Raw genomic sequence first — 17,891 nt, forward strand, 5'->3', positions numbered from 1 at the left:
CGACCACTGTGCCCCATGGCCGTCGACGAATGCACCCTTGTGAGTGTTTCCCCGACCTCCCTGTGCCCCGATGCTGGGGGTGGGCCGGACGGCACGTACGTCGTGTCGCCGGGAGGGAGTGAGTCATGAGCACCGTGTTCGAATGCCCGTGCCCGGGTTGCGGGCAGCGCATGGAGGTCCGCCGGGACGGCGACGTCGAGTGCACCGCGTGCGACGCGCGCTACCGCGCCCGCATGGGCTACCTGCTGCCGCTGCCGCGACGCGGGTCGACGGAGACCTCCGGTGCGGCGGCCGGCGGGCTGACGACAGCTGGACGCGCATGAGGATCGCGCAGGTCGCCCCGCTGTACGAGGCGGTGCCCCCGGGTGCCTACGGGGGAACAGAGCGCATCATCGCCACCCTGTGCGACGGTCTGGTCGAGATGGGCCACGACGTGACCCTCTTCGCGCCACGGACGTCCGAGACCGCGGCCACGTTGGAGGCGTACGAGGACCCGCTGCGCGAGCGCTTCGACAGCGAGCAGCTGACGAACCTGGCCCCGCACCTGCACCTCCAGATGATGGCGGACCTCTACGCGCGGCGCGACGAGTTCGACGTCGTGCACTCCCACCTCGACATCTGGACCTTCCCCTTCACCCGGCTCTTCGACACGCCGACCGTCCTGACCATGCACGGTCGCCTGGACCTCGACTTCCTGCGCGACCTCCTGCCCAGGTACGGCTCCGTGCCGCTGGTGTCGATCAGCGACGACCAGCGCCGCGCGGTGGCGGACCTCGACCTGACCTGGGCGGCGACCGTCTACAACGGCCTGGACTTCACGTCCTACAGCGACGTGACGCACGACCCCGACGGCTACCTGGGTTTCGTCGGTCGCATCGCCGAGGAGAAGGGTCCTCTGTCGGCCATCGAGATCGCCCGGCGCTGCGACCTGCCCCTGCGGGTCGCCGCCAAGGTCGATCCCCTCGACGAGCCGTACTACGAGGAGGAGGTCGCACCGGTCATGGGACCGGACATCGACTTCGTGGGCGAGATCGACGAGCAGCAGAAGCCGCCGTTCTACGCAGGCGCCCGCGCGACGCTCTTCCCCAGCGACTGGCCCGAGCCGTTCGGCCTGGTGATGATCGAGTCGATGGCCGCCGGCACCCCCGTCATCGCGCTGCGCCGCGGGTCGGTGCCGGAGGTGATCGAGGACGGCGTCTCCGGCTTCATCTGCGACGACGTCGACGAGATGGTCGACGCGGTCGCACGCGTCGGCGACATCGACCCCGACGCGTGTCGCCAACGTGCCGAGAGGTTCTCGGCCCAGGCCATGTGCCGGGGCTACGTCGAGGTGTACGACGAGCTCACGCGTGCCTCGTCGCGCGGAACACGCATCCCGGGCCAGCGGAGAGAGCGCGTCCCCGGCACCGAACCTGCCCGCTCGTCCCAGGCCGTGGAGAACGTGCGCTGACCCGGCGCGGCCCCGCCGATCGGCTGCGACGACCGGCGGAGCCTCGACCGTCCCCTGTCGGTCACCTCGACAACTACCTGACGCCACGCCTGGGCTCTACACCCTGAGGGCGGATGGACAAACCCTCCCCGGCGCCGCGGGTGACCGGACCAGCATCGCGGGTGGTGCTCACCCGTCACGGGTGAGCGGCGACCCCGGTCGACGGTGCCACACTGCGCCACACCGGTCGACAGGACCGGGCCCTTGCGAGAAAGGCCCTGCCATGGACTCCATGACCAACGACTTCTGGGACGTGCTCCTGTGGTCCTTCTGGTTCTTCATCTGGATCGCTGCACTCATGGTCTGGTTCCGCTGCCTGTTCGACCTTTTCGGCGACCACACGCTCAGCGGCTGGGGCAAGGCCGGATGGGCGCTGCTCCTCATCTTCGTGCCCTGGCTCGGCGCCCTGATCTACCTGATCGCCCGCGGCCGCAGCATGACCGAACGGCAGATCAGCAGGGCGAAGGAGATGCAGGCCGCGCAGGACCAGTACATCCAGCAGGTCGCCGGCACGCAGACCTCGCCTGCCGACCAGATCGCCAACGCCAAGGCGCTGCTCGACTCCGGCACCATCGACCAGCGCGAGTTCGACACGCTGAAGGCCAAGGCTCTCGCCTGAGACTGTCATGGCTGACATCGTCCTGGGCGTCCTCGCGATCATCGCCGGCGGCGCCATGCTCGTCGCCGGCCGGTTCCTGCTGCGCCTCGTGATCCCGATCTGGGGCTTCTTCGCCGGGTTTGCCTTCGGCGCCGGCCTCGTCGCCGGATTCGCGGACGAGCGCTTCCTCGGCACCGTGCTCGGCTGGGTGCTGGGCTTCGTCTTCGCCGTCATCTTCTCGGTCCTGGCCTACCTGTACTACTACGTCGCCATCGTCCTTGCGATGGGCGCGGCCGGGTTCGCGATCGGCTCGGGCATCGTCGTCGCCCTCGGGGTCTCCTGGAACTGGGTGGCCGTCCTCGCGGGCCTGGCCGTCGGCCTCCTCCTCGGCCTGGTGGCGGTGTTCGCGAACGTGCCGATGATCCTGCTGGTCGTCGTCGGATCCATCGCCGGCGCTGTCGGCGTGACGGGCGGCCTCATGCTGCTGGTGGGCTCCCTGAACTCGGCTGACTTCAGCAGGGGCGACTTCACCGACACCGTCTCGAACAGCTTCGGGTGGTCCCTGCTCGTGTTGGTGCTCGCCGTCGGCGGCATCGCCATCCAAGCCATGCAGCAGGCCCTCATGCGCCAGAGCGTCCAGGAGACCTGGTACGCCGAGGCCCGCTGACAGGGGACACGGCGGGGGCGGCGGTCCTCCCCGACGCCGCCTCCCACGCGGCACGGAGCCGGCCCGGTCCGAACGCCGCCTTGGCGACGTACGCCGCAGCGCCGCACCAGGGAACCAGGTGGGCGCCCGCATCCTCATGACAGGTCGACACCAGCAGCACGACCGGCGGCGAAGGCCGGGCCCGGAGCCGACTGGTGGCCTCCACCCCGTCCATCCCGGGCAGGTCGACATCGATGAGCACGAGGTCGGGAAGCAGCTGCGCGGAGTCCACCAGGCACTGCTCCCCGGACGGCGCCTCACCGATGACCTCGAAGCCATCCGCTTCCTCGACCACGGCACTCATTCTCCGCAGCAACGGCGCCTCGCCGTCGACCACCAGCACTCGCACGTCGGTCATGGGAACCACACTCCTCACGGGATCTCGGCCGGAGGCCATCTCACTTCACCTCCGACCGGACGAGCGTCCACATCCCGACGACGAACGGGAGGACGAGCCACAACCCGCTGGCGGCCGCGAGCTGTGTCCACTGCTCGGGGTCGAACGACCCTCGCAGCAGCGCGGCCAGCTGGAAGTCGAGGTCGACCCAGGGCTGCACGTCGTGGAACCAGTCCTGGGTCATGGCGAGGAGCCCCAGCAGCGGCGGAACGACGAACGACAAGACGAAGAACGCCACGATCGCGCCGGCCGAGCTGCGGATCACGGTCCCGCAGACGAACCCCATGGCAAGGGACAGGGCGAGGGAGAGCCCGACGTAGGGAACTGCCACGAGCGACTGGTCCCAGACCAGCTCGTTGCCCGACACCCACGCCCCCACCACGTTCCCCGCAGCGCCGACGACGAAGGCGGCAGCGGTGGCTGGCACGGCCACCGCCACGAGCGCCACGCTTTTGCCGAGCATGATGCGTCCGCGGTGCGGGACGACCGTGAAGGTGGTGAGGCCGCTGCGCTGCGTCCACTCCGCCGTGACAGCGAGCGCGGCGATGATCGGCAGGATCACCGACATCGGGAACGCGATGGTCGTGGTGAAGGTGCTGTAGGTGAAGTCGTCGTCGGGCGCCCAGGCGATGACGGCACCGGACGTGAGGACGGAGGCCAGCCCGACGCTGACCAGCAACCAGAGGCCGGCGCGGGTGTCGAACGACTTGCGCATCTCGACGACGACGATCCGTCGCAACGGGATGCGAGCGATGTGAGCGGGCGGCGGAGACTCCTGCTGCGGGCCGGCCGGCGGGCCGGCGCTGAGCGTCTGGGTGGTCATGCTGCTGCTCCTTCTCGTTGGGTGTCGGCGGTGAGCTCGAGGAACATCTCCTCGAGACCGGCCGTCTCGGCAGGTCGTAGCTCGATGAGCGGGATCCGGGCATCCGCTGCCACGCGGCCCACCAGCTCAGGGTCGGCGTCGACCCGCACCACCCCGGGCGAGGTGGTGCTGGACGTCAGACCGGCGAGGTCGAGTGCCGCCCGGAGGTCTGACGGGTGGCGGGTCCGGAGGTGCGTCCCGGCGCTGGCGAGCAGCTCGGCCTTGGTGCCGCGGGCGACGATGCGGCCGTTGCCGATGACGACGATGTCGTCGGCGACCACCTCGATCTCGTGGAGCAGGTGGGAGGAGAGGAGGACCGTGGCGCCGCGGTCCGCATACCCGCGCAGGAGGTCGCGCATCCACCGGATGCCCGCGGGGTCCAGTCCGTTGGCGGGCTCGTCGAGGATGAGGACTCCCGGGTCGCCGAGCAGGGCGTGCGCGATGCCGAGCCGTTGCCGCATCCCGAGGGAGTAGTCACGGACTCGGCGTCCGGCCTCTGTCGGGGTGAGGCTGACCAGGTCGAGCATCTCGTCCACCCGGCTCCGCGGGAGCCCCATCATCTGCTGGCTGAGTCGGAGGATCTCCCGCCCGGTGCGCCCGGCGTGCTGGGCCGAGGCGTCGAGGAGCACGCCGACCTCCAGACCCGGGTTGGGCAGGTCGGCGAAGCGCCGCCCCGCCACGTGCGCGTCGCCGCGGGTGGGCGGCGTCAGGCCGGTGACGATCCGCAGCGTGGTGGACTTCCCGGCGCCGTTGGGACCGAGGAATCCGGTGACGCGACCCGCCGAGGCGGTGAAGCTGACGTCGTCGACGGCGGTGAAGCCGGCGTAGGTCTTGGTGACTGATTCCACGGTGATCATCGAGGGTCCTCCGGGTGTGCGGTGCGGGTGGGGGTCATGGGAGGCTCCGCAGACGTGTCGGTGGCCTCGTGGGCGACCTCGAGCAGCGTGAGGCCGAGGTCGCCGATCTTCTTGATCAGTCCGTGGAGCGCCGCCTGGTCGCCGACCGTGCCTCTGAGGACGGTCGTTCCGTCACGGTCGGGCGTGAGGGACATGCCGTCGAACCAGGTGCTCCACCTCTTCTCGAGGCGTCCCTGGACGCGGATGCGGTACACCCCGGGATCGGCCAGGGGTCCGGTGGCTGCGTGCGGTTCGTCCATGCAGCGGACGCTAGGAGCCGACGTGGTGAGCCCGGCTCACCACACGTGGTGATTGCCGTGGTGAACCGTCGGTCAGGAGGACCGCAGGCCGTCAGAGCAGGTCGAGCTCCCTGCCGCGCAGGACGGCGGCGCGACGACTCGTGACACCCAGCTTCATGTACAGGTTCTTGGTGTGCGTGCGCACCGTGTTGAGGGAGACCACCAGCTCGCGCGCGATCTCGGGTCCGTTGAGCTCCGTGTCCAGCAGGCGCAGCACCTCGCGCTCACGGCCGCTCAGGGGGTCGATCAGCGCACCAGGCTGTGGCGCGGTCGTCACGGGCGCCCGGTCAGGGCGACCGGGCCCTGCGAGCGCCGACCGCAGGCGCGAGACGTACGCCGAGGGCGCCCGCCGCGCGGCGACCGCCAGCAGGGCGTCCATGGGCGTCCCCTCGTCGACGAAGGCGCGGACGTGACCCTCCGGCTCCGCCAGCGCCAGCGCTGCATCGAGCGATGCCAGAGCCTTCCCGTGGTCGCCGACCCGGTGGAAGGCGAGCGCGCGCGTCACCTCGATCTCGATGACCGATCCGCCGCGGCGTCCTTCCGTGGCTGCCCGCAGCAGGCGGTCCAGGAAGGTCAGCACCGCATCGATGTCCACGCTGCCCGGCCGTCGTGCGTGCTCAGCGAGCAGGACCCGGGCGAGGGTGACGTGCTCGAACTCCCGGAGGTAGCTCAGCAGGTCCTGCAGCGTCACGCCCGCCTGGTCCACCCAGGCGAGGGCCGGGTCGACGAGCCGGTGTCGTGCCCACGTCCTGGCGCGGACCGCGGGCACCGGACGGACGCGGGGTAGGAAGTCCGCCACGTAGAGCCGCTCGGCCTCGTCGAGGAGGTCGATGGCGGCGTCCACGTCACCCTCGGCCTCGCGGACCCCGGCCATCACCACTCGCCACCGGTAGGCGTCCTGGGGCAGCCCGGCGTGCTCGCCGAGGTCGTGGCTCCGGGAGAGCTCGTGACGAGCCGCAGCGAGGTCGTCGGTCTCGAGGTGCCGGGCAGCCAACCCCACGTGCATGTCGGCGCGGCCCCTCAACACGGGGGTGGCATGCCGGTCGGCCAGGTCGAGGGCTGATCGGTAGGTCCGCGCGGCCGTGCGCGCCCGGCCCTGGGCCACCTCGAGGTCGCCGAGCGCGACGGAGCAGCCCAGCACGTCGGACACGTGACCGGCCATCTCGAACTCGACGAGGCACCCGGTGTACGACGCGTGAGCGGTGTCCAGGTCCCCTGTCGACCACGCCGCGAGGCCGGTGAGGGCGAATGCGGCGCCCCGGGTCACCGGGTCGCTGTCGCCCACCAGGTCGAGGGCCCTGCGCGCGTGAGCGACGGTCTGCTCCACGTCGCCTGCAACCAGCGCGAGACCCGCCCGGTGGACGGCGATGTCGCCCGGGAGGCGGCGGTACTCCTCCCCGTCCACGAAGTGCACCGACGTCGACGGTTCGGCGCCGATGGCGCCCATCGATCGCTCGGTCGCGTCCATCAGCTCCTCGACGCCCTCGAAGACACCGGTGGACATCCGGGCCCCGGCCAACGCGTTGCTCAGCACCGGGCGCACGCGCAACACCTCCGCCGGCAGCACCTCGAGCCAGCCGCGCATCGTCGCCTCGCGGCGGTCCCGCCGCAGCGCCGGCATCACGGTCTCCATCAGCCCGCCGGCGCGCGCGAAGTCCCTGCCCTGCAGGTAGTGCCCGATGGCATCGTCGACGTCGCCCTCCGCCTCGTGCCACCTCGCGGCCAGCTGGTGGAGCTCCGGGAGGAGATCGGGCTGCTCGTCCAAAAGCCTGCCGCGCAGGACGTCCGCGAAGAGATGGTGGTAGCGGTACCAGTGCCGGCGGTCGTCCAACGGGATCACGAACACGTTGTCCCGCTCCAGCGCCTCCAGCACGGCCCGGCAGCCGCCCTGACCGGTGACGGCGTTGCACAGCGAACCGTTCATCCGGTCGAGCACGGAGGTCCGCAGCAGGAAGTCCTGGACGTTCGCCGGGAGCCGCTGCAGCACCTCCTCCACCAGGTAGTCGACGACGTACCTGTCATCACCGGTGAACCCGGCGATGAAGCCGGACACGTCCTCGCGACCCGTCATGGACAGCGCGGCGAGCTGCAGCGCGGCGATCCACCCTTCGGTCCGCCCCTCCAGGGCGTGCACGTCGTCGGGCTCCAGCGCCAGGCCCATCGCGCCGTTGAGGTACGACGACGCCTCCTCCCCGGTGAAGCGGAGGTCGACAGCGCGCACCTCCACCAGGTCGCCCCGAGCGCGGAGTCGCGAGAGCGGCAATGGGGGGTCGCTCCTCGTCGCCAGCACGAGGTGCAACCGAGCCGGCAGGTGGGCGAGGAGGAACGCCATCCCGTCGTGGACCGCCGACGCGTCGATGACGTGGTAGTCGTCGAGCACCAGCACCGTGTCGGTCTCCGTTGCCGCCAGCTCGTTCAGGAGCGACGTCAGTGCCATCTCGACGGGCGGGGGCTGGGAGTCTCGCAGGAGCGCGAGCGCGTCCTCACCGATGTCCGGCAACGCAGTGCGCAACGCCGCCACCACGTACCGCCAGAAACGGGACGGATCGTTGTCCGCGGCGTCCAGGGCGAGCCACGCGGCCTTGAGCGGCGCGGCATCCGATCGCGTGGCCGCCGACGCCAACCAGTCGACCAGCAACGTCGACTTCCCGAACCCTGCCGGCGCGGAGACGAGCATCAGCTTCGCGCCAAGGCCTAGGTCGAGACGCTGCCGGAGCCGAGGTCGCGGCACCAGTCCCGGCCGAGGGGACGGCAGGAAGAGCTTTGTCTCGATGAGTGGGTGGGACATCCCCGGGCTCCTCGTGCAAGCGCTTGACGCGCCGGTGGCGGGCCCACGACGCGGCTGGCTGACGTCACCCATCTTCCTCCGAACCCCGAGCCATACGAAGTCTCCGGTACAGACCGGCCTCTCCTACCCTCACGGCGCCCCTACCGTGGAACCGCGCCTTCGCTGCCACCCAGGTCCGGCCCCCTGCAGAGGAGAGCGACATGAGCGGCCCCCTCGCCCGAACGGGAAGGCGGCTGCCTGCGCCGGTTCGTGCGGGATTCGTGACGACGTACGCCCTGGCGTACATGAGCGTCGCGCTGATGCTGATCGCCCCCCTGCTGGTCACTCTGGCCCTCAAGATCCGGTCTCTCGTGGGGGCGGAGCAGGCGCCAGCGAGCCTAGCCCTAGTGACAGGCGTCGGCGGGCTGCTCACCGTGTTCGCCGCCCCCGTGTTCGGGCGGCTGAGCGACCGCACCCCCTCGGCGTACGGCATGCGACGGCCGTGGATGTTCGGCGGACTCGCCTGCGGGGTGGTCGGCATCGCCGTGGTCGCCGTAGCGCCGAACGTCGCCGTGGTGCTGGGCGGCTGGTGCCTGGCGCAGCTTGCCTTCAACGCGTTGCAGGCAGCCCTGGTCGCCGTGCTTCCCGACCAGGTGCCGCTCCCCCAACGCGGCACCGTCTCCGGGGTGCTGGGGATCACCGTGCCCGTCGCTGCGGTGCTCGGCACGTTCCTCGTCCAGCTCTTCGAGGGCAGTCAGCTCGCGATGTTCCTGGCTCCCTGCGCGATCGGAGCTGTCCTCGTCGTCACCTTCGCCGCGCGGCTGGACGACCGACGGCTCGCGCTCGACGATGCCCGGCCATGGTCGCTGCGCGACCTGGTCGCCGCCTTCCAGATGCACCCGCGCCGCGACCCCGACTTCGCCTGGGCCTTCGCCGGGCGGTTCCTGTTCATCTGCGCCTACGCGTTCCTCACGACCTACCAGGCGTTCTACCTCCTCGAGAAGGTGGGCAGCGCTGAGGCGGAGGTGCCCAGACAGGTCTTCCTCGCCACGTCGGTCCAGTCAGCCGTCCTGGTCGTCGCCTCCCTCAGCGCAGGCAGGCTGTCCGATCGCACGGGGAGGCGGAAGGTGTTCGTCGCAACCGCAGCCATGACGTACGGCGTCGCGCTCTTCGTCATCGCCGCGGCAGACAGCTTCAGCGGCTTCCTGGTCGGCATGGCCATCAGCGGGCTGGGCTTCGGCACCTACCTGGCCGTCGACCTGGCGCTGGTCGCCGACGTGCTGCCCGACGCGGCCGACTCGGCACGAGACCTCGGGCTGTTCAACATCGCCAACGCCCTGCCGTACGCGCTGGCGCCGGCTGTCGCGCCCGTCATCCTCGCTGCCAGCGGCGACAGCTACTCCGTCCTGTACGCCGTCGCCGGGGCCTGCGCCCTGCTGGCTGCCGCTGCCGTCGTTCCGATCCGCGCCGTGCGCTGACGGTCCGACGCTCTTCACCACCCGGTTCACCACGTGTGGTGATCCGGGCTCACCACGTCGCTCCCTAGGTTCCGGGCATCGCAGCAACCCGACCCGACTCCAGAAGGGCACGATCATGCACAAGCTCACCCGCGGCATTGCGTCAGCCAGCGCGAGACACCCGTGGCGCACCATCACCGCCTGGCTCGCCGTCACGGGCGCGGTCTTCTTCCTCGCCATCGCGGCCGGCGGCACGTTCGTCGACAACTTCTCCTCACCCGGCAGCCAGAGCGCCACCGCGCTGGAGCTCCTGGACGAGAACTTCCCGGAGGCAGCCAAGGGCTCCGCCATGGTCGTGCTGGCCGCGGGCGACGGCACCACGTTGGACGACCACGAGGAGACCGTCGGCGGTGTCCTCGATGACGTCTCCGGCGTCGCTCGGGTCCAGTCGGTGGCGGACCCGTTCGAGTCCGGCACGATCTCCGACGACCGACGCATCGGGTTCGCGGTCATCACGCTCGACTCACCCGAGCGCGAGATCGGCAAGCCCGCGTTCGCGGTCCTGTCCGAGGCCGTCTCCTCGATGGGGACTCCCGGCCTCCAGGTCGAGCTCGGAGGTGACGCAGCCTTCCTCAACGCCGCTGAGGAGAGCTCGTCCCACACCGCCATCGGGTTGCTCGTGGCCCTGCTGGTGCTCCTGGTCGTCTTCGGCACGGTGGTCGCAGCCATCGTCCCGATCGGGCTCTCCCTCGTAGCCGTGGGGGCCTCCATCGGGGGCATCATGTTGATGGCCAGCACGATGGACGTGTCGGTGTCCGCCATCGCCGTCGCCGGACTCGTCGGGCTGGGGGTGGGCGTCGACTATGCGCTCTTCATCCTCGCCCGCTATCGGGAGAACCGGTCGGCGGGCCAGGACAACGCCCGTGCGCTCTCGCATGCGATGGCCACGTCCGGGATGGCGGTCGTCTTCGCGGGTGGCACCGTCATGATCGCCACGGCGGCCCTGTGCATCACCGGGCTGAGCATCCTGACCTCGATCGGTCTGTCCACCTCCCTCATGGTGATGGTCGCCGTCGCCGCGGCCGTCACCCTGCTCCCCGCCATCCTCACCCTGCTCGGGGACCGGATCGACTCCGGCCGCGTGGTGCGGCGTCACCGACCTGCCGTCCGCACCGAGGACAGCGCCTGGTGGCGGTTCGGCCACCACGTCTCCCGACGTCCCTGGCCCTACCTCCTCGGTTCGGTCGCCATGCTGGCCGCCATCGCGGCGCCCGCCCTGTCGATGCAGACGGCCTTCCCGGCGGCGGGAGACGCTCCGGCGCACACCACCCACCGCCATGCGTACGACCTCCTGACCGAGGGCTTCGGCATCGGGTTCAACGCCCCACTCATGGTGGTCATGGACCTGGAGTCCTCGGCTGCCGGCCCCGACGACGTGGCGGCCGTGTCGGCGACCATCGCGGACGTCCCGGGCATCGTCTCCGTGGGCGAGCCGCAGACCTCGGCCGACGGCAGCACGGTCGTGTTCAGCGCCCTCCCTGACGCTGGTCCCGCCGACGCCGAGACCTCAGCCACGATCCAACGGGTCCGCGCGGTCATCCCGGACAGCACCTACGTCTCCGGCATCACGGCGGTCACCGACGACCTCAACAGCCAGCTCAGAAGGACGCTTCCGCTGTTCGTCGGCGCCGTGATCGGGATCTCGTTCCTCCTTCTGATGCTCGTCTTCCGGTCCGTGGCGGTCCCCGTCAAGGCGGCCGTGATGAACCTGCTCTCGATCGGCGCGGCCTACGGGGTCCTGGTCGCGATCTTCCAGTGGGGCTGGGGCGCCGAGCTGCTGGGCCTCGACGGCCCGACTCCCATCACCTCGATCATCGTCGTGATCATGTTCCCGATCCTGTTCGGACTCTCGATGGACTACGAGGTCTTACTGCTCTCCCGCATCCGGGAGGAGTACGACGCGACGGGCGACAACGCCGAGTCGGTCGCTCGCGGCCTGGCGGGGACGGGGCGGATCATCACCTCCGCCGCGCTCATCATGATCGCCGTCTTCCTCAGCTTCGTCTTCAGCCCGGTCCCCTCACTGAAGATGCTCGGCCTCGGACTGGCCACGGCGATCGCGATCGACGCGACGCTCGTCCGCATGGTGCTGGTGCCCGCGACCATGTCGCTGCTCGGCGACGCCAACTGGTGGCTGCCGCGGTGGCTGGACAGGGCCCTGCCGGTGGTGGACATCGAGCACGGGCAGGGAGCCGTCCCGGATCTCCCCGACGTCCCCGCCGTCGCCGCTCGCACGGAGGAGCTGGTGCCTCGCTGACCCCGACGTCCTACGACCTCGCCGGCCCCGGTCCCCCACCCGGGGCCGGCGGCCTGCGGAGCCGCCGTGGGGGCGGGCACCCGCGTAGTCTGGTCGGTATGTCGGGTCACCGGGTCGAAGCGTCGCGGATCGTGTCGGTCGAGCCCGATGTCGCGTTCGACCGTCTGATGAACGTTCGGCTGACAGATGTGTTCAATCGGCGCTATGCGGCCCTGCCGGCTGTCACTGAAGTGACCGACCAGCCAGACGACTGGGGCTTCGTCGGGCAGACACGCACGATCGTGCTTGCCGACGGCGGTCGGTTGCGGGAGACCCTGACCGACGTCGACCGGCCACACAGCTTCGACTATCGACTCGACGGGATCGAAGGGCCGCTCCGGCACTTCGTCCACAGCATCGACGGAGTCTGGACGATCACCCCGCAAGATGGTGGTTCTCGCATCGGCTGGGCCTGGACCTTCTACCCGAAGGCCTCGCCGGCCCGGCTGACGACAAGCGTCATCGGCCGCATGTGGAAGGGGTACGCCGACCGCGCCCTGATAGAGCTCGAAGCCAGCCTGACGCGCGACTGACGCGCTGGACGACGCGCCACCCGGGCGCCGGCACCATGCTGGTGTCCGCTTCGGCGGTCACAGCGTTCTCGGCGGCGGAGTGACGTACATCCAGCGTCACCAGCCGGCACGGCCGCACCAGTAGGGCAACCGGGGTTACAGTCACGCTATGGAACAGAAGTGAAGCGTCTGCTGCGGTTGGCCATTGTTGATGACTATCCGGTGGTCGTGGCAGGGGTCGCCTCTTTCCTGGCGTCCGAGTGCATAGACGTGGTTGAGACCGGGGCGTTGACACCGGTGATCACCGACGTCGACATCGTCCTGTACGACACCTTCGGTCAGGTGCAGGGTGTCGGCATCGATCTGCAGGACTTCGTGCGCGACAGCGGCGCGAAGGTGGTGGTGTACAGCTGGAATCTCGAGCCTGGGATGATCGAGCAGGCCATGGCTGGTGGTGCCAGCGGCTACCTCTCCAAGGTGCTCACCGGTCCCGAGGTCGTCGCGGCCCTGGAGCGGGTCATGGCGGGCGAGATCGTCGTCATCACCGGCGAGAACGAGACCAGCGTCGGCGGTGCCGGCGACTGGCCGGGCCGGTCTTCGGGACTGTCTCCGCGCGAAGCCGAGGTGCTGGCGTTGGTCACCCAAGGACTGAGCAACCAAGAGATTGCGGACCGCGTGTTCCTCAGTACGAACACGGTGAAGACCTACATTCGCTCTGCCTACCGGAAGATCGGCGTCGAACGCTGGCCGCAAGCAATCGTGTGGGGGATGGCGAACGGATTCGAGCCGGACGCACTCCGAACCGTCGATCGCGCTCTCCTGGGACGGCCCCCCGCTGCAGGTGTCGCTGCCACCTAGGTCCGCCCCTCCACGCCCGAGCTGACGACCACGTCATTCGCCCTATCCCTGTCCTGAGCTGCCCAGTGGTGCACGAGCCGGGGGCGATGGTTGCTGCGCCCGGTGCCTTGGGCACTTCGTGTGGGCGGGGGTGTGCCGCCTGATGTCGAGCTAGCTCGCAGCCAGACGTCCAGATCTGGGGGGCAACGGCACCTGCCGCGTGTGGGCGATCTCCATGGCTATGACCGAGAGCTTTCGGTTGGACTCCGAGGACAACCGCCGCAGGTAGTCGAACGCCCGGTCGGCGCTCATGTTCAGGTCCCGCATCAGGATTCCCTGTGCTTGGCCGATGATCGTGCGGCTCTGCATCGCGATCTCCAGCTGGCCGATCTGTCGCCCCGTGCCGATCATCACGGCCAGGTGGGAGGCGAGCGCCTGACCCACCGCGACGGCGTCTCCATCGAACGCGCGGCGGTGATCGGCGTAGAGGCTGAGTACGCCGTACGAGCACCTGCCTGTGTGGACGAGGAGCGACATCATCGAGCCGACGCCGAGCTCGGCGTGAAGGCGGCTCGCCCAGCGGGGCCAGCGATGTTCCTGCCTGAGGTCGTTGCTCACCAGTGCGTCCTGGTCGCGCATCACGTCGAGGTACGGACCTTCACCGAGCTCGCACTGAAGGGTGTCGGCGCGGCTCACCACGTCGTCGCTGCTCGCCGCGGTGAGAAGCGCACCCGCCTCGTTGACGGTGAAGCCGCCGTGCGCCCCACCGCGTACGAGAGATACGGCGCTCCTGACGGCGATCTGGACGCGGGTGTCCTCGTCGGCGGCAGCATCCAGGGCTCGGACGAGCCGGGTAAGCTCGACCACCAGGTGTCTTTCCTCGTTCACGGTCGGTCACCTCCAACAGGATGCGAGACGTGCGGGCGATTGGGACGCTAACCATTCGGCAGGGACGCAACTACATCCTCGAGGGTCATTCCTCCGCCGGAGCCGGACACCCGAAGATCGAACAGCGCATGCCACATCCGCCGCGGCCCATGACGCGAACAGCCGTGTCGCAGCGTTGTCGACTGCGGTCGTGTCGCAACAGCGATCTGGCGGTGCCACAATTCGCTCACGATGCCGACGTCCTCCAAGATGCGCGCTGAGATCTCGACGGACGCGAGAGCGCGCTGGCGCTCGATCCCCGTCCAGCTTGTGGTCTTCGCCTGCGTGGGCGGGGCGTTCAACGTTCTCTACGGACTCCTCTATGTTCTTCTTCGCGAGCAGCTCAGCGCGCAGCCGGCGAACGCTCTTGCTCTGGTGCTGTCGACGATCGCGGGCACGTTCGGCCATCGCTACGTCACCTTCGGGGTCCGCGGCACGGAACGAACCGTGGAGCACCAGGCGCTCGGGCTCGCGCTCCTGGGCTTCGGCCTGGCTGTGACGGCTGGCTCCCTGTGGCTGCTCGACGCCACCATCGCCGAGCCGTCTCGTAGGCAGGAGGTGGCCGTGCTCATCGCGGCCAACCTGGGCACCGGCCTGGTGCGGTTCACTGCGTTCCGTCTGGTGATGACGAACCGGCGGGGCTCGACCACGCACGCGTAGCCCGAGAGCGGCGGAGAGACGCGCCTCGCAGTGCGCAGACACGCTCGCGCCGCTACTCGATGAGGAACGCCCGTGTGGCTCAGCAGGTCATGACGTCTGGTGCTTGCGGTCGCACGAGGCGCAGGCGTTCACTGGAGGTCCAGCACAGCGCAGAACCGCCGGAGTGCGTGTAGTGAGAGGGGTCTCGCGATGACCGGACTGCAAGGTGACCTGCATCTGCTCGAGGACCCGGTGGCGCAGGAACTGCTCCACTCTAAGGAGCTGGCCCGTCTCGCCTACACCTGGCTTGATGGCACCCCGCGGGTGGTCCCGATCTGGTTCCACTGGACCGGTGAGGCGCTCACGTTCGGAACCCCGTCGAAGGCTCCGAAGCTCCGCGCACTACAGCGAGAGCCGCGGGTGGCCGTCACGATCGACGCGGCAGGCGGATGGCCGTACCACGCGCTACTGATTCGTGGTGACGCTGCGGTGGAGATGCTGGAAGACGTCTCCGCGGAGTACGCCGCCGCCGCGCGCCGCTACTTCGGCGAAGACCAGGGCAATGCCTGGGTCCAACAGCTCAGCGGTCAGCCGATGGCCAGGATCACGGTGACGCCGTCGTGGGTGGGCGTCCTCGACTTCGAGACCAGGTTTCCGAGCGCGCTCGCCATGTGAACAAGACCGGCACGCGGTTGCAGGCGGAGCCCGCAGGCATGAGCGGTCGCATCGCGGCTGGTGCCGACCCTTGCGTGTCATGATCCTCGGATGCGCGTGGCGGTGGTCGGAGCCGGGATCAGCGGCCTCAGCTGCGCGCGTTTGCTGCTCCACGCCGGCCATGACGTCACCGTCGTCAGCGGCGACCCGCTGCACCGCACGACGTCCTACCTCGCCGCGGCGGTCTGGTTCCCCACTGCGGCGGGCCCGGCCGAAGCCGTCGCCCGGTGGGGTGCGACGACGTACGACTGGCTCGCGGAAGAGGCTCAGGCACGAGTGCCGGGTGTGGTCATGCGTGAGTCACTGGTGCTCTACCGTGACGCGCCGGATCCGTTGCTCCCGCTGCCCTCATGGGCGGCGGCGGTGGGAGACGTGCGAGCGGCGGACCCAGGCGAACTGCCTCCAGGCTATGCAGGAGGACTTCGTTTCGCTGTGCCCCTGGTGGAGATGCCGGAGTACTTGCCACACCTGAACGGGCAGGTTCAGGCGGCAGGCGCCACCCAGGTCGTCCGTCACGTCACACGACTGGACGACGTGCTCGACCTGTGCCCGGACGTCATCGTGAACGCGGCTGGGATGGGTGCCGGTGCGCTCGTGAGTGACGACACCGTCTACCCGGTCCGAGGCCAGATCGTTCGGGTCACCAACCCCGGCTTGACCCTGTCCGTCCGCGACGAGCACCACCATGGTGGTCGCGCCTACGTGCACCCACGGTCCACGGACTGCATCCTCGGCGGCACGCTGGAGGAAGGGAGCTGGAGCACCGAACCCGACCCCGCGGAGACCGCGGCGATCCTTGAACGGTGCACCGACATCGCCCCCGGGCTCGCCGACGCCGAGATCATCGAGAGCGTTGCGGGGTTGCGGCCGGGCCGCCCAAAGGTCCGCGTCGAGCTGGACGAGGACCTGATGCCCGTTCCGGTCGTGCACAACTACGGACACGGTGGATCGGGGATCACCATCGGATGGGGTTGCGCGACAGACGTGGCCGCGTTGGTGGCGGAGGTCGGCCGGCGGTAGCGCAAGGCGCTACAGCGTCGGCAGGGGCCACTACGGCTTGACGACCTCGCGAAGGATCTCCATGGCTCGGCCCACGGCGGTGCGAGCGGCATCAATTCGCGCCGCGCTCGAGGGCGCCGCGTGCGTGAGCGCGCGGTCGAGCTCGAGTGCTGCCGCGAACAGGTCCTGAAGCACCTCGGAGTGGACCGCCTCGAGGATGCGCTCGCGCTCCTCGAGGCGGGCAAGGCGCTCGCTGCGCCGGATGTTGCAGACCTGACCCCGCGATCCGGGCTGGCTGTAGAGGCCGGTCACCGCCATCTCCACCCACGACCACGTGCCGCCGGTGCGGACCCGGAGCTCACCGACCCGCTCCGCCGGGGCCGGGTCGCCGGCCAATAGCAGCTCGAAGGCGTGGTGATCCTCGGGATGGATGCGGTCCGTGATGGGTGCGCCGACGAGTTCGTCGACCGGCCATCCGAAGAGGTTGATGACCGCTGGGCTGGCGTAGCTGACGACATGGTGCTCGTCGATCAGGAGTGCGGCGTCGCTGGAACGCTCCATCAGGTGCCGGACTGCGTCGCCGAGGTTGAGGGAGGCGCCGACGATGCCGATCATCTCCCCGTCGCGGTACACGCCGCTGTCGGTGACCAGCGCGTGCAGCACGTCGCCGCCGCGGCGCCGAACCGGGAATCCACCGGACCATGAACGGCCCTCCCGCAGAGCAGCCATGATTTCTGCCGCCGCCTGCCGGGAGATCTCCGGCACCGTCACCTCCGTGACGTCACGCCCCACGGCCTCCGCGGCGGGCCAGCCGTACAGCTGCTCGGCGGCACCGTTCCAGAACAGCACCGTCCCGCGCGTGTCCGTCGCGATCACGGCGTGCCCGATGGCGTGCAACAACTCGTCGGCAGACGGACGCACGGGGAGTGCCTCGGTATCCATGGCTTCAGCCTGCACCCCGTGCGTCGCGTGTTCACGGGGCGAAAGACCCGGGACTGGACGACCCTTCATGGCCGCTGTCCGACGCTGAGTGGACGGTCCGTCGACTCCTACGCGCAGTCGGCACAGAGCTCGACATCCGGCACGGATCGTCGAGATTCGTGCTGGACGAGGAAGCAGGACGTGCAGGTGAACTCGTCCGTCTGCTTCGGCACGACCTCGACGGAGAGAGTCTCGTGCGAGAGATCAGCGCCGGGAAGCTCGTATGACTCGGCAACCTCGGTTTCGTCCTCGTCCACCTTCCCTGAGGTCTTGTCCTGCTCACCTGATGTGAGGCGGCGGGCCTCCAGGCTCTCTTCCTTCTGCTCCTCTTCGGTCTTGCGGGATGCGTCGTAGTCGGTAGCCATGTGCAGGTCCTCTCGGGGCGAAGCGCGAATCCTAGTTTCGATTGCCGTAGCGGCCGCAATGGGGAGAGCCAGGAGAGTCCGGCTCACCCG

Annotated in this window: 19 protein-coding genes; 11 read left to right on the forward strand and 8 right to left on the reverse strand. The window is 69.6% G+C overall.

Annotated features, from left to right (window positions below):
• The first annotated feature begins 125 nt into the window (after window positions 1-125).
• From ACFQW6_RS01965 to ACFQW6_RS01980, 4 genes are all read left to right on the forward strand, one after another.
• Window positions 126-323 carry a hypothetical protein gene (locus ACFQW6_RS01965; protein WP_378540590.1) on the forward strand — a complete coding sequence of 66 codons (198 nt, stop codon included), beginning with the start codon at window positions 126-128 and terminating at the stop codon, window positions 321-323.
• Window positions 320-1,450, forward strand: a complete 1,131-nt coding sequence (locus tag ACFQW6_RS01970) for a glycosyltransferase family 4 protein (RefSeq protein WP_378540592.1) — start codon at window positions 320-322, stop codon at window positions 1,448-1,450. The genes ACFQW6_RS01965 and ACFQW6_RS01970 overlap by 4 nt, the downstream gene beginning before the upstream one ends.
• 262 nt (window positions 1,451-1,712) lie before the next feature.
• Window positions 1,713-2,108, forward strand: a complete 396-nt coding sequence (locus ACFQW6_RS01975; RefSeq protein WP_378540594.1) for a PLDc N-terminal domain-containing protein — start codon at window positions 1,713-1,715, stop codon at window positions 2,106-2,108.
• A gap of 7 nt (window positions 2,109-2,115) precedes the next feature.
• Complete coding sequence (locus ACFQW6_RS01980) at window positions 2,116-2,754, forward strand: hypothetical protein (RefSeq protein WP_378540596.1); 639 nt, start codon at window positions 2,116-2,118, stop codon at window positions 2,752-2,754.
• Here the strand turns inward: ACFQW6_RS01980 and ACFQW6_RS01985 are convergent.
• From ACFQW6_RS01985 to ACFQW6_RS02005, 5 genes are all read right to left on the reverse strand, one after another.
• Window positions 2,708-3,151 carry a response regulator transcription factor gene (locus ACFQW6_RS01985; RefSeq protein WP_378540598.1) on the reverse strand — a complete coding sequence of 148 codons (444 nt, stop codon included), beginning with the start codon at window positions 3,149-3,151 and terminating at the stop codon, window positions 2,708-2,710. The two genes, ACFQW6_RS01980 and ACFQW6_RS01985, sit on opposite strands and share 47 nt — an antisense overlap.
• Before the next feature lie 40 nt (window positions 3,152-3,191).
• The gene (locus ACFQW6_RS01990; protein ID WP_378540600.1) at window positions 3,192-4,013 is read right to left on the reverse strand and encodes an ABC transporter permease; all 822 of its coding nucleotides are present in this window, start codon (window positions 4,011-4,013) and stop codon (window positions 3,192-3,194) included.
• Window positions 4,010-4,909, reverse strand: a complete 900-nt coding sequence (locus ACFQW6_RS01995; RefSeq protein ID WP_378540602.1) for an ABC transporter ATP-binding protein — start codon at window positions 4,907-4,909, stop codon at window positions 4,010-4,012. Before ACFQW6_RS01995 ends, ACFQW6_RS01990 begins: the two co-directional genes overlap by 4 nt.
• The gene (locus ACFQW6_RS02000; protein WP_378540604.1) at window positions 4,906-5,208 is read right to left on the reverse strand and encodes a hypothetical protein; all 303 of its coding nucleotides are present in this window, start codon (window positions 5,206-5,208) and stop codon (window positions 4,906-4,908) included. The genes ACFQW6_RS01995 and ACFQW6_RS02000 overlap by 4 nt, the downstream gene beginning before the upstream one ends.
• 91 nt (window positions 5,209-5,299) lie before the next feature.
• The gene (locus ACFQW6_RS02005) at window positions 5,300-8,035 is read right to left on the reverse strand and encodes a LuxR C-terminal-related transcriptional regulator (RefSeq protein WP_378540606.1); all 2,736 of its coding nucleotides are present in this window, start codon (window positions 8,033-8,035) and stop codon (window positions 5,300-5,302) included.
• A 200-nt stretch (window positions 8,036-8,235) separates the two neighbouring features.
• Between ACFQW6_RS02005 and ACFQW6_RS02010 the strand changes: the two genes are divergently transcribed.
• From ACFQW6_RS02010 to ACFQW6_RS02025, 4 genes are all read left to right on the forward strand, one after another.
• A complete protein-coding gene (locus tag ACFQW6_RS02010) occupies window positions 8,236-9,492 on the forward strand; it encodes an MFS transporter (RefSeq protein ID WP_378540608.1) in 1,257 nt (418 codons plus the stop codon).
• Window positions 9,493-9,607: 115 nt separating this feature from the next.
• Complete coding sequence (locus tag ACFQW6_RS02015; RefSeq protein WP_378540610.1) at window positions 9,608-11,788, forward strand: MMPL family transporter; 2,181 nt, start codon at window positions 9,608-9,610, stop codon at window positions 11,786-11,788.
• Between the two features lie 98 nt (window positions 11,789-11,886).
• A complete protein-coding gene (locus ACFQW6_RS02020) occupies window positions 11,887-12,360 on the forward strand; it encodes an SRPBCC family protein (RefSeq protein WP_378540612.1) in 474 nt (157 codons plus the stop codon).
• 159 nt (window positions 12,361-12,519) lie between these two features.
• Window positions 12,520-13,197: a LuxR C-terminal-related transcriptional regulator gene (locus ACFQW6_RS02025; RefSeq protein ID WP_378540614.1), complete on the forward strand. Its 678-nt coding sequence runs from the start codon at window positions 12,520-12,522 to the stop codon at window positions 13,195-13,197.
• A 150-nt stretch (window positions 13,198-13,347) separates the two neighbouring features.
• Here ACFQW6_RS02025 and ACFQW6_RS02030 read toward each other — a convergent pair whose 3' ends face one another.
• Window positions 13,348-14,064, reverse strand: coding sequence for a GAF and ANTAR domain-containing protein (locus ACFQW6_RS02030; RefSeq protein WP_378540616.1), 717 nt, complete (start codon window positions 14,062-14,064; stop codon window positions 13,348-13,350).
• Between the two features lie 231 nt (window positions 14,065-14,295).
• Between ACFQW6_RS02030 and ACFQW6_RS02035 the strand changes: the two genes are divergently transcribed.
• The 3 genes from ACFQW6_RS02035 to ACFQW6_RS02045 all read left to right on the forward strand — a co-directional run bounded on the left by ACFQW6_RS02035 (window position 14,296) and on the right by ACFQW6_RS02045 (window position 16,476).
• A complete protein-coding gene (locus tag ACFQW6_RS02035) occupies window positions 14,296-14,763 on the forward strand; it encodes a GtrA family protein (RefSeq protein ID WP_378540618.1) in 468 nt (155 codons plus the stop codon).
• Window positions 14,764-14,952: 189 nt separating this feature from the next.
• Window positions 14,953-15,417 (forward strand): pyridoxamine 5'-phosphate oxidase family protein, encoded by a 465-nt coding sequence (locus tag ACFQW6_RS02040; protein WP_378540620.1) that lies wholly within the window; start codon window positions 14,953-14,955, stop codon window positions 15,415-15,417.
• A gap of 90 nt (window positions 15,418-15,507) precedes the next feature.
• Window positions 15,508-16,476 carry an FAD-dependent oxidoreductase gene (locus ACFQW6_RS02045; protein WP_378540622.1) on the forward strand — a complete coding sequence of 323 codons (969 nt, stop codon included), beginning with the start codon at window positions 15,508-15,510 and terminating at the stop codon, window positions 16,474-16,476.
• A 30-nt stretch (window positions 16,477-16,506) separates the two neighbouring features.
• Here the strand turns inward: ACFQW6_RS02045 and ACFQW6_RS02050 are convergent, their stop codons facing one another.
• Together ACFQW6_RS02050 and ACFQW6_RS02055 are read right to left on the reverse strand one after the other, a co-directional pair.
• On the reverse strand, window positions 16,507-17,397 hold the full coding sequence (locus ACFQW6_RS02050; RefSeq protein ID WP_378540624.1) for a PAS domain-containing protein: 891 nt from the start codon (window positions 17,395-17,397) through the stop codon (window positions 16,507-16,509).
• Between the two features lie 107 nt (window positions 17,398-17,504).
• On the reverse strand, window positions 17,505-17,801 hold the full coding sequence (locus ACFQW6_RS02055) for a DUF4193 family protein (protein WP_378540626.1): 297 nt from the start codon (window positions 17,799-17,801) through the stop codon (window positions 17,505-17,507).
• Window positions 17,802-17,891: the final 90 nt, after the last annotated feature.

It is taken from the genome of Nocardioides sp. GCM10028917, from assembly GCF_042666175.1.
Taxonomy (GTDB): Bacteria; Actinomycetota; Actinomycetes; order Propionibacteriales; family Nocardioidaceae; genus Nocardioides.